Below are 11,460 nucleotides of genomic sequence, written 5' to 3' on the forward strand. Positions count from 1 at the left end.
CCTCAGCGGCCGGCGGGCGGATCCGCCAGGAAGAACGCGACCGCCTGCGCCACCACGGCCGGCTGGTGGGCGTGCGGCCCGTCGTATTCGACATAGGTGACCGGGTAGCCGGCCTCGCGCAGGGCCGGCACGTGGACCCGGGCGCTCCGGTCGATGGGGATCTGCTCGTCCTGGGTCCCGTGCGACAGGAAGATGCGCGGTGCGCCGACCTGCAGGTGCACCGACAGGAACCCGGCCGACGAGACGATCAGGTGGCTCGCGACGTCGCCGTTCGCGAGCCCGAGGGAGAGCGTGTAGCTCCCGCCGTCGGAATGGCCGGCGAAGCAGAGCCGCGCCGGATCGAGGAGGAACCGGTCCGCCACATGGGCCAGCGCCGTCGCGACCCGCTCCCGGTCCGGCCCATGGCCGGCGATGACGATGTCCCAGGTCGGAAACTGCGATTGCGGCACAAGGAGCAGGAAGCGCTCCGTGCGGGCATGCCCCTCCAGCATCGGCAGGATGCGCTCGGCGCTGCCGCCGCCGCCGTGGAACAGCACCACCAGCGGGCAGGGCTTGCGCGGATCGAGGCCTTCGGGAACCATCAGCACCGCGTCGCGCTCGGCGAACAGGCCGATCTCATGCTTGCCTGGGGGGTGGGGCTCGTTCGAGGGCAGCCGGTGCCGGAAATGCAGGCGGCCGGCAAGGTCTGGGTCGATCATGGATGCACGTCACAGAACGGATGACGGATCCGGCGCCGTCCTTGCGAGCGCAGCGAAGCAATCCACTCGCTGCACGCTGATCTTGACCGCGCTGCCCTGGGTCACTTCGCTTCGCTCGTGATGACGGTGCGGGGAAGATCTCCCGGTGGCCAGGAGCTCCAGCGGAACGCCATCCCGCACGGATCCGCGACGCCGTTCCAATCAAGGCAAAGAGCCGGGCTCGACACGCGAGCCCGGCTTCGATGGTCTCGGATCAGAGATCTCGCGAGGGTTTCGGCCTCACTTCTTCTTCTTGATCCCGCTCTGCGGGTTGAGGCTGCCGATGTTGCCGCTCTCGCTGCCGGCGGCCGGGTCGATGACCGCGTTGACCAGGGCCGGGCGGCCCGAGTTCATCGCCTCGTTGACCGCGCGGGTCAGCTCGTCCGGCGTGGTGACGTGGTAGCCGACGCCGCCGAAGGCCTCCATCATCTTGTCGTAGCGGGAATCCGGCACGAACACCGTCGTGGCCGGGTCGCGGCCGGTCGGATCGGTGTCGGTGCCGCGGTAGATGCCGTTGTTGTTGAACACCACGATGCAGACCGGCAGGCCGTACCGGCAGATCGTCTCGACCTCCATTCCGGAGAAGCCGAAGGCGCTGTCACCCTCGACGCAGAGCACCGGCTTGCCGGTCTCGACGGCGGCCGCGACGGCGAAGCCCATGCCGATGCCCATGATGCCCCAGGTGCCGACATCCAGGCGCTTGCGCGGCTGGTACATGTCGATGATGCCCCGGGCGAGGTCGAGGGTGTTGGCGCCCTCGTTGACCAAGATCGCGTCCGGCCGCTCCTTCACGATGGTGCGCAGGGCGCCGAGGGCGGCGTGGAAGGTCATGGGCGAGGCGTTGCTCATGAGCTTCGGCGCCATCTTGGCGATGTTGGCGTCGCGCTTGGTCTTGAGCGTGTCGATCCAGTCGGACGGGGGCTGCTGCCAGCCCTTGCCCATGCCGTTCAGCAGCGCCTGCACGCAGGAGGCGATATCGCCGACGACGGGAGCCACGATCTCGACGTTCGAGTCCATCTCGCGGGGCTCGATGTCGATCTGGATGAACTTGGTCGAGCCCGGCTCGCCCCAGCTCTTGCCCTTGCCGTGCGACAGCAGCCAGTTCAGCCGGGCGCCGATCAGCAGCACCACATCCGAGTCCTTGAGCGCCGTCGAGCGCGCCGCGCCGGCCGAGAGCGGGTGGGTGTCGGGCAGGAGGCCCTTGGCCATGCTCATCGGCACGTAGGGGATGCCGCTGGTCTCGACCAGCGCCCGGATGGCCTCGTCGGCCTGCGCGTAGGCGGCGCCCTTACCGAGCACGATCAGCGGCCGCTTGGCGGATTTCAGGACGTCGAGCGCCCGGGCGATCGCCTCGGGGGCGGGGTGCTGGGCGGGGGCCGGATCGATCACCTTGACCAGCGACTGGCGGCCGGCCTCGGCATCCATCACCTGGGCGAACAGCTTGGCGGGCAGGTCGAGGTAGACGCCGCCCGGCCGGCCCGAGCAGGCGGCCCGGATCGCGCGGGCGACGCCGATGCCGATATCGGCGGCGTGCAGCACGCGGAAGGCCGCCTTGCACAAGGGCTTCGCGATGGCGAGCTGGTCCATCTCCTCGTAGTCGCCCTGCTGCAGATCGACGATCTCGCGCTCGGACGAGCCCGAGATCAGGATCATCGGGAAGCAGTTGGTCGTGGCGTTGGCGAGCGCCGTCAGGCCGTTGAGGAAGCCCGGAGCCGAGACGGTGAGGCAAATGCCCGGCTTCTGGGTGAGGAAGCCGGCGATCGCCGCGGCGTTGCCGGCATGCTGCTCGTGGCGGAACGAGATCACCCGCATCCCCTCGGCCTGGGCCATGCGGCCGAGGTCGGTGATCGGGATGCCGGGGACACCGTAGATCGTCTCAATGCCGTTGAGCTTGAGCGCGTCGATGACGAGGTGGAAGCCGTCGGTCAGGTCGGGCTCGGCCTCGATTTCTGGTGCGGTGTGGACGATCTTGGCCAGGGCAGTCATCGCGGGATCTCCGAAGGGTCGATTTCTGTGTGGGGGACGGGCGGGGCTCAGGCCGCCCGGATCGGCTGGGCGGCGAGCGCCGCGTGGGGCTCTTCCGTGGCGAGATAGCGGGCTCGCATGGGGCGGAGCAGGAACATGGCCAGGGCCGCCGCCGTGACGTTGAGGACGATGATCAGCGTGAACACCGCCGACCAGCCGTAGGCCGTCGAGAGCAGGCTAGCGAAGGGCACGAGGAACGCCGCCGTTCCCTTGGCGGTGTAGAGCAGGCCGGCGTTGCTGGCGGCGTATTTCGAACCGAACGTGTCACCGCATGTCGCCGGGAACAGCGAGTAGATCTCGCCGAACACACCGAAATAGACTGCGGTGGCCAGGACGAAGACCATCGGATTGTGCCCGTAGGTCAGGAGGACGATCACCGCCAGCGCCGCGGTCGAGAAGGCGATGAACATGGTGTTCTCGCGGCCGATATGGTCGGACACGAAGCCGAAGAACGGCCGCCCGAACCCGTCGAAGATCCGGTCGAGGGAAATCGCCAGCGTCAGCGCCGCCATCTGGAGACCGAACAGGCTGACCGGCACGCCGGCCACCTGGAAGTCGTGGGCGATCGGGGCAATCTGCGCCGCCGCCATCAAGCCGCCGGAGGCGACCATCACGAACATCGCGTACATCACCCAGAAGACCGGCGTGCGGACGGCCTCGCGGGGGCTGCGGTCGACCTTGGTCTGCGGCAGGCGCAGGCTCTTGCGCTGGACCTGCGTGATCGTCGACGGCTTGCGCAGCAGGAAGGCGAGGACGAACACCACGGCGCCCTGGCCGAGACCGAAGTACAGGAAGGCGTCCTGGTAGCCGCTGGTGGCGATCATCCGGGCGATCGGCACCACCGTGATGGCCGCGCCGGCTCCGAACCCGGCAGCCGTAGCGCCTGCCGCGAGGCCGCGGCGATGGGGGAACCACTTCAGCGCGTTGCCCACGCAGGTCCCATACACCGAGCCGGCGCCGATACCGGCGATCACGGCGCCGAGGTACAGCATGAACAGGCTGTCGGCGTAGGCGTCGATGGTCCAGGCAAGGGCGATCATCACGCCGCCGAAGGCGACGACGATCTTCGGGCCGTAGCGGTCGACGAACCACGCCTCGACGGGCACCAGCCAGGTTTCGGTGGCGACGAACAGCGTGAAGGCGAGCTGGATCGCAGCTCGTCCCCAATGATAGCGTTGGTCGATCGGGTCGACGAACAAGGTCCAACCGTATTGCAGGTTGGCGATCATGGCCATGCAGATCACGCCGAAGGCGAGCTGCCACCATTTCGCCGACGGCGAATCTTGGCGTTCCATCCCAGAGCCTCTCTTTTGGGCGCCGCGGCCTTCCGGTGGCAGCGTCTCTCGTGCACCGACGATCATGCACATCCGTTCCAGGTATGCAATATACCAGCGTGAGACGGACAGGATGAACTGTCAGGGCGGCGATATTATGCCGTTTGCCCGGCCTCTGGAATCGTGCCCCACGCCCCCAGCGTCGGGGTGTCGGCGGGGCTCAGGATCTCGTCGAGGAGGGGGATTGAAGCCAGATCGGTCGGCACGCCGATCAGTCCGCGCGCCGCCGCCCATTCCGGTCCGTCGCCGACCGCCGCGAGGGCGTCACGGTCCAGCGCCGTGATCCGCCCGCGGTCGAGCCGCAGGATCGCCCGGCCGGTCTCGGCCTGGACAAAGCGGATGGCGGGCATACGGCGCAGACATTCGCGCAGGAAGCCCGTGTTGGCGGGTGCCGAGAGGTCGACGCCCTTGAAAACCGCCTCGGGGCTGCGGGCAAAGATGTCGACCTTCCGGAACCGGTCGATGTCGATCAGCCCCGTCACGTCGAGGATGTTGAGCACCCCATCCGACCAGAACGCGATGGTGCGCGGCCGCTCGCCGAGCGGCACGCTGTTGTCGAGGAACTCGCAGACTACCCGCTTGTCCCGGGCGAGCGCCCAGTTGAAGAACAGGCGCGGCATGCCGGTATAGGCCTCGACGTTGTGGGCCAGGAGATCCTCGACCGCCTTGTAACGGCCGAACAGTTCGCCGCGCTTCCAGGCGCGCTCGACAGTATCGGCGGGCGGCGTGACCATGAACTGCATGTAGACCCGGTCTCCGAACCGGGTAAGCAGTTGGCCGCCGCCATCGGAGCCGGCCTCGGCCTGGAAGCTGTCGAACCGGAACCGATCGATGAGCAGGTTCGAGATCCGCCGCTCGGCCGCCTTGCGGGTGACGTAGCGGTCTAGCTTCATGTCGACGATCTCGACCTCGTAGCCCGTCAGCGTTCCGGCGTACCGGGAGGCCTCGCCGAGGCTGTCGTAGTCGAGGAGGTATTTGCGCCAGACATCCGGCGTGATCACCGCGAAGTCGGACCATGCCATGCCGAGGCGTCTGGCGAGGTCCAGCTGGTAGGGTCGGATCGTACTCTTGCCGGAGGCCGAGGCCCCTTTGACGTTCATCACCACCGGATGGTCCTGCGGCGCCAGCCGGCGATAGCCGTGGGCCTCCACCACCGCCGCGATCCAGGGTTCGATGCGTTCGCCGATCCGGCGGCTGCCATAGCCGTTCGATACCAGCGTCCCGGCGATGGTCCGCAACAGGGCGGCATCGCGGACCAGGGTGTTCTGCCGGGCGATGAGTCCGGACACCACGGCACGCAGGGCCTCGCAGGCGGCGATCTCCAGCCCGTCGGCGGATTCGGCGGCCCGCGCCTGCCAGGCGTCGAGATGGCGCAGCGCCCGGGTCGCGAGGTCTTCGCGCACGCTCGGGCGGGCCGGGGGCGCGCGCCCGAGCAGCCGGTCGAGCCAGCCGGGCTCGGGTGCAGGCTCAGGCGGCCGGTCGTCCAGGATCGCCGCGACTTCACGGGCGAGGACCGCATCGGCCTCGGCGCGGATCGTCAGCAGCGCGGCCTCGACCACGTCGAGGCGGGACGCGATGCCCTCGCGCAGGATCGTGGCGACGATCGCCCGGAAGTTCACGCCGAGATCGGCGTAGACCGCGCCCACAGGCACGGACAGGTCCGACATGACCCGGATCAGCACCTCGTGGACGACCAGGCGGCTCGCCCGGAAGCGCGTGAGCTGCCGGGCCGGCAAGCCGCACAGGTCGCTGAGATCGAAGGCGTCGCGCAGCGGCGTCTCGACGTGCTCCGGGCGGTAGACGGTGACCAGCGGCAGGAAGGCCGTCGGCAGATCGGACCGGACGCCCGGGTTCCATGGACCGATCGCCGGCTTCGGGGCGGAGGTCGCTACGGCCGTCATCCGCGGAGGCGCCCCGGCCCGGCCCGCATGGCCCGATAGATGGCCCTCATCCCGATGTACCGGAGCGCGGGGCGGGTTCGGCAGGACGACGGCATGGGCCGGGCTTCATGAGGCCGCGTCGGTCGACGGGGAGCCCTTCCCCTGTCCCGAGGCGTGCAAGCGGACGCGCGCCAGGGGTCCCGCGGGCATGCGGGCGGGGCAAGACCATCCCGCCCGCCTCCCGTGCAGGCTGACGCGCGGTCCTAGAAGACCTTCTGGAACCAGCCATGCGCGTCGTTCGTGTTGCCCCTCTGGATGTCCACCAGGAGGTTGCGAAGCCGCTGGGCCACGGGACCGGCCTTGCCGTTCCCGATGGTGAAGCTCTCTTCGCGGCCCTTCACGGTGCCGATCGGCGTGATCACCGCGGCGGTGCCGCAGGCGAAGGCCTCGGTCAGGCGTCCCGCCCGGACATCGGCGCGCCAGGCGTCGATCGTGTAGGGCTCCTCCTTGACCGAGAGACCGGATTCCCGCGCCAGCGTGATCACCGAATCGCGGGTGATGCCGTGCAGGATGCTGTCCGAGAGCGGCGGCGTGACCAGCGTGCCGTCCTCGAACACGAAGAACACGTTCATGCCGCCGAGTTCCTCGATGAAGCGGCGCTCGACCGCATCGAGGAAGACGACCTGCTCGCAGCCCTGGGCCGCGGCCTCGGATTGCGCGGCGAGGCTCGCCGCATAGTTGCCGCCGCACTTGGCCGCGCCGGTGCCGCCCGGAGCGGCCCGCGTGTAATGCTCAGACACCCAGACGGTGACGGTGCTGTTCGGATCCTTGAAATACGAGCCCACCGCCGACGCGATGGTGATGAACAGATATTCGGAAGCCGGCCTGACGCCCAGGAACGCCTCCGTGGCGATCATGAACGGCCGGAGATAGAGGCTGCCGTCGGGCGTGTCGGGAATCCAGGCGCGATCGATCTCGACGAGCTTGCGCATCGCCTCGACGAAGGCGTCCTCGGGGAACGGCGCGATCGCCAGGCGCTCGGCCGAATGGCGGAAGCGGCGCGCGTTGGCGTCGGGTCGGAACAGGGCGGCGCCGCCGTCGGCGGTGCGGTAGGCCTTCAATCCCTCGAAGATCTCCTGCGCGTAGTGCAGCACCGCCGAGGCGGGATCGAGGGGGATCGCCTCACGGGCCTGGATCCGCGCGTCGTGCCAGCCGCGACCGGCCGTATAGCGCGCCACCACCATATGGTCGGTGAACACCTTGCCGAAGCCGGGATTGGCCATCAGGGCGGCCCGCTCCTCGGCAGTCCGCGGGGCGGGATGACTTTTGATCTCGAACGTCAGGTCGCTCACGGTGTGGTCCTCATCGACTGAGTCCTTATGGCGTGCTCCGCCGCGCGAATCTACGGAGCCGGCGCATGTCGGCGCCGCCGCGGATGCGCGTCACTCCGCCGTCGCGGGCTCCGACAGCTGGAGACGGTGCAGGCGCGCATAGGCGCCCCCGGCCGCGACCAGCGCGTCGTGCCGCCCGGTCTCGATCACGCGGCCGGCCTCCAGGACGGCGATCTGATCGGCCTCGCGCACCGTCGAGAGGCGATGGGCGATCACCAGGGTGGTGCGTCCGCGCATCAACCGGGTCAGGGCCTCCTGGACGAGGCGCTCCGATTCCGAATCCAGGGCCGAGGTCGCCTCGTCGAGGAGCAGGATCGGCGCATCCTTCAGGAAGGCACGGGCGAGGGCCACGCGTTGGCGTTCGCCCCCCGAGAGCCGGCCTCCGGCTGGGCCGACCCGGAACTCGTAACCCTCCGGCAGCGCGGTCACGAAGTCATGCGCCGCGGCCGCGCGCGCCGCCGCCTCGATCTCCGCCCGGGTGGCTTCGGGACGGCCGAAGCCGATGTTCCGCGCGATCGTGTCGTCGAACAGCACGACCTCCTGCGAGACCACCGCCACGGCGGCGCGCAGCGACCCCAGGGTCACGGCGCGCACATCCTGCCCGTCGATGGTCACGGCACCCTCGGTCACGTCGTAGAGGCGCGGAACGAGGTTGAGCAGCGACGACTTGCCCGAACCCGAGCGCCCGACCAGGGCGGTGACCGAACCTGCGGGGACGGCGAGGTCGATGCCCTCCAGGGCCGGGGCGTCCGGCCGGTAGCGGAAGTGGATGTCGGCGAAGCGGATCGCCCCCTGCTCGACCCTGAGCGGCCGGGCCTCGGACGCCTCGCGGATGGCGGGCGCCTGGTCCATGACGTCGAAGTAGCGCCGGAGCGCCGCGGCCGCTTCCTGCAGAATGGCGTTGAGGTTCCCCAGCGCCCGCGCCGGCTGCGCCGCAAGGAGCAAGGCGGCCACGTAGCCGGTGAAGTCGCCGACCGTCTTCTCCCCCGCCAGGACCCGCTGGCCGACGAGCACCAGCACCCCCGCCACCGCGATCCCGCCGCCGATCTCCAGGAGCGGGTCGAGGCGCCCGCGGGCATTGGCGGCCTTCATCTTCAGGCGGCGCACCTCGTCGAGGGCCTCGGCGGCGCGGCCCTTGAGGTAGGCCTCCATCGCGTAGGTCTTGGCGACCCGGGCGCCCTGGAGGCTCTCGGAGATCAGGCTGGCGGTGGCGCCCATCTGCTCCTGCGTGGAAGTCGAAACCCGGCGGAGCTTCCTGCCGATCCGCCCGATCGGTCCCGCCACGAACGGGACCGTGACCCCCGCCACGAGGGTCAGCACCGGATCCATCCAGATCAGGGCCGCCACGAGGCCGATCAGCATGGCGATGTCGCGCAGGAGCACGGTGGAGATGCGGGTCAGCGCCTCCTTGATGAACGCGAAGTCGGTGGTGAAACGCTGGGTCAGCGCCGCCGGGCTCTCCCGGCCGAGCTGGGCGAGATCGGAGTCGATCAGGTGCCCGTAGAGCGCCGCCTGCATGTCGGCCTCGACCCGTGTGACCACGCGGTTGGTCAGCACCGTCTGGCCGTAGAGGGCGAAGCCGCGGGTGGCCGTCACCACGATCACGACGAGCGGCCCGTAGGCGATCGCCGCCGAATCCTTGCGGTCGAAAGCGTCGAAGGCGGCCTTGATCAGCGCCGGGTAGAGCCCGGTCGAGGCGCCGACCAGCGCGATCAGCACCAGCACCACGGTGAGCGTCGCCCGGTGCGGGTAGAGCCAGGTGCGCCAGAGCCGGGCGAGAAGGGAAGCGGTGTCGCCGGGAAGGCGCGCCATGAAACCTACCGGGTCGGATCGGGGCCGGCCCATGCGGGAAGCGCGGCGGCCCCCCCCGCCGCCGCGGATCAAGGTCTTTGGTCAGCGGTCGTCGCCGCCCGGCCCACGGTCATCGTCGTGGCCGCGATGCCAGCGACCGCCCATGCCCTGGTCACCCATGCCGTGACCGCCCATCGGTCCCATGGGCCGGGCGAGGATCATGGCGCGCCGCTTCTGGTCCTGATCGAGGCTGGCGTAGAGCGGCTGCGACGCGTCGGCGAGCTTGCGCAGGGCCTCCCCTCGCGCGGTCGCGGCATCCGCCATCGCGCGCAGGGCCGCTGGCGCGTCGTCGCCGAACTTGGGCCGGTCGCGCATGGCCTCACGGCGCTGCTGGCGCATCTTGGCCATATCGCGGATCGCCGATTCCACCGGCGGCCACAGCTTCTCCTGATCGGCGTTGAGCTTCAGGCCGGCATGCAGGGCGGCGATGCGGGCATCCGTGAACGCTGCGCGGTCCTCGGGGGTCAGGGAACTCCAGCGACCCGGCCCGCGGAAACCCTCGGGGCCGCGGTCGCGGGCCACGGCCGCGCCGGCGAGCCCCAGGCCGAGGGCTCCGGTCACCAGAATGGCCGCTCTCACACGTCGGGACATGCAAACCTCCGTCTTACGCTCGGGACGTCATCGGAGCCGGCGCCCCGAGACGATGCCCGATGCTGCGCAGGAAACAGCGGGCGTGTATCCCGCTTGTGTATGTAACAATGTTACATTACTGGCAGGCGCGATCGGAGCTGTGGGACGGGTGGGATGGTGCGGGGCGCGATGAGAACAGTCCGGATTGCGGCACTCGCGACCCTGTCTCTGTGGCTCTGCTTCGCGGGGTCGGCCCGGGCCGTCGCCGAGGGCAAGCCGATCCGGGCGGTGGCGAGCTTCTCGATCCTCGGCGACCTCGTCCGACAGGTCGGCGGCGCCCATGTGGCGGTGGCGACCCTGGTCGGGCCGGATTCCGACGCCCATGGCTTCAGCCCCTCGCCGGCCGATGCGCGCAAGGTCGCCGAGGCCGACATCGTGTTCGTCAACGGCCTCGGGCTCGAGGGCTGGCTCGACCGGCTGATCCGCGCCTCCGGCACCCGCGCCCCGGTGGTGATCGCGGCGTCAGGCGTGAAGCCGATCCCCGCCCAGGACGAGCATGCCCACGGCGATGGCGATCACGGCCACGGTGACCACGCCGTGGATCCGCATGCCTGGCAGGACGTCGCCAATGTGCGGACGTACGTCGCCAATATCCGCGACGGCCTCGCCAAGGTCGACCCGGCCCATGCCGACGCCTACCGGGAGGCCGCGGTCCTCTACCTCGCCCAACTCGACGCGCTGGATCGGGACGTGCGCACGACGATCGCCGGCATCCCGCCGGAGCGGCGGCAGATCATCACGACCCATGATGCGTTCGGCTACTTTGCGGCGGCCTACGGCCTGCGCTTCGTGGCGCCGCAGGGCGTATCGACCGACAGCGAGGCGAGCCCACGGGATGTTGGAGCGATCATCCGCCAGATCCGCCGGGACCGCGTCCCGGCCGTGTTCCTGGAGAACATCAGCGACCCGCGCCAGATGGAGCAGATCGCCCGCGAGAGCGGCGCGCGCGTCGGCGGCAAGGTCTATTCCGACGCGCTCTCCGGCCCGGGCGGCCAGGCGCCGACCTATCTCGACATGATGCGGGCCAACCTGCGGGCCTTCTCGGCGGCGCTGGGGCCGAGCTAGCGCCGTTCCCGATCGGGTTGGGACGAATACGATCGGCGAGCCCGTGCCGAACGAGGCGCGGGTCCCCTCTCCCGTGCGGGAGGGGGTATAGAGAACTGCCGCGGCGTTGGCCATTTCCGACTACAGGTGCGCTGGCCGGGTATTGCGCCAGCGCAGCGATGACTATGTGAGGGGCTCCGTAATTCGGCGGGATGCGAGTTAGCTCAGGCTCGAGCCCATGCGGGTATTGAGCTGTGAAATTGGTGCATCCGAACGGATACCGTGCCGTAAACTGGAACGCTAAATTAAGGGACGGAAGAGATATTGGCTGGATACTTTATTTGCGGCGTTCCTGGGTTGCTAAGTAGATGAGAAAACGACTTTAGGAAGGAAGGCCGTCCGCCGAACGCAAAGCATTCAGATTTAAATCTGGATACGTGAATTGATAGAAATATAGCAATTTTCCGCCCATCCGTGAAGGGCTACCAACGGGACGGAAGTGCCCCAGAGCCTGCCCTATTCTACCAGGCAATGTCTTTCCGCCAATGCTTGGGGTGAATTCTACTCT

General features: G+C 69.2%; 9 protein-coding genes. 1 reads left to right on the forward strand and 8 read right to left on the reverse strand.

Translation table 11 applies throughout. The features are described from left to right. Nucleotides 1–2 precede the first annotated feature (2 nt). From ACXJKQ_RS24645 to ACXJKQ_RS24675, 7 genes are all read right to left on the reverse strand, one after another. The gene (locus ACXJKQ_RS24645; RefSeq protein ID WP_457108325.1) at nt 3–698 is read right to left on the reverse strand and encodes an alpha/beta hydrolase; all 696 of its coding nucleotides are present in this window, start codon (nt 696–698) and stop codon (nt 3–5) included. Between the two features lie 279 nt (nt 699–977). Further along, nucleotides 978–2,723 (reverse strand): oxalyl-CoA decarboxylase, encoded by a 1,746-nt coding sequence (gene oxc / locus ACXJKQ_RS24650; RefSeq protein ID WP_457108326.1) that lies wholly within the window; start codon nt 2,721–2,723, stop codon nt 978–980. Between the two features lie 47 nt (nt 2,724–2,770). Then, the gene (gene oxlT, locus ACXJKQ_RS24655; RefSeq protein ID WP_457108327.1) at nt 2,771–4,057 is read right to left on the reverse strand and encodes an oxalate/formate MFS antiporter; all 1,287 of its coding nucleotides are present in this window, start codon (nt 4,055–4,057) and stop codon (nt 2,771–2,773) included. Between the two features lie 134 nt (nt 4,058–4,191). Continuing rightward, on the reverse strand, nt 4,192–5,997 hold the full coding sequence (locus tag ACXJKQ_RS24660) for a hypothetical protein (protein WP_457108328.1): 1,806 nt from the start codon (nt 5,995–5,997) through the stop codon (nt 4,192–4,194). 242 nt (nt 5,998–6,239) lie between these two features. Next, nucleotides 6,240–7,328 carry a branched-chain amino acid aminotransferase gene (locus tag ACXJKQ_RS24665; protein WP_457108329.1) on the reverse strand — a complete coding sequence of 363 codons (1,089 nt, stop codon included), beginning with the start codon at nt 7,326–7,328 and terminating at the stop codon, nt 6,240–6,242. Nucleotides 7,329–7,418: 90 nt separating this feature from the next. Then, nucleotides 7,419–9,179, reverse strand: a complete 1,761-nt coding sequence (locus ACXJKQ_RS24670) for an ABC transporter ATP-binding protein (protein WP_457108330.1) — start codon at nt 9,177–9,179, stop codon at nt 7,419–7,421. Between the two features lie 81 nt (nt 9,180–9,260). Beyond that, the gene (locus tag ACXJKQ_RS24675; RefSeq protein WP_457108331.1) at nt 9,261–9,809 is read right to left on the reverse strand and encodes a Spy/CpxP family protein refolding chaperone; all 549 of its coding nucleotides are present in this window, start codon (nt 9,807–9,809) and stop codon (nt 9,261–9,263) included. Nucleotides 9,810–9,977: 168 nt separating this feature from the next. Here ACXJKQ_RS24675 and ACXJKQ_RS24680 point away from each other — a divergent pair, with 168 nt between their 5' ends. Beyond that, complete coding sequence (locus ACXJKQ_RS24680) at nt 9,978–10,913, forward strand: metal ABC transporter substrate-binding protein (RefSeq protein WP_457108332.1); 936 nt, start codon at nt 9,978–9,980, stop codon at nt 10,911–10,913. A gap of 361 nt (nt 10,914–11,274) precedes the next feature. Here the strand turns inward: ACXJKQ_RS24680 and ACXJKQ_RS24685 are convergent. After that, the coding region (locus ACXJKQ_RS24685; protein ID WP_457108333.1) for a hypothetical protein at nt 11,275–11,460 on the reverse strand (186 nt) is incomplete at its 5' end.

Source organism: Methylobacterium sp. P5_C11, from assembly GCF_054049775.1.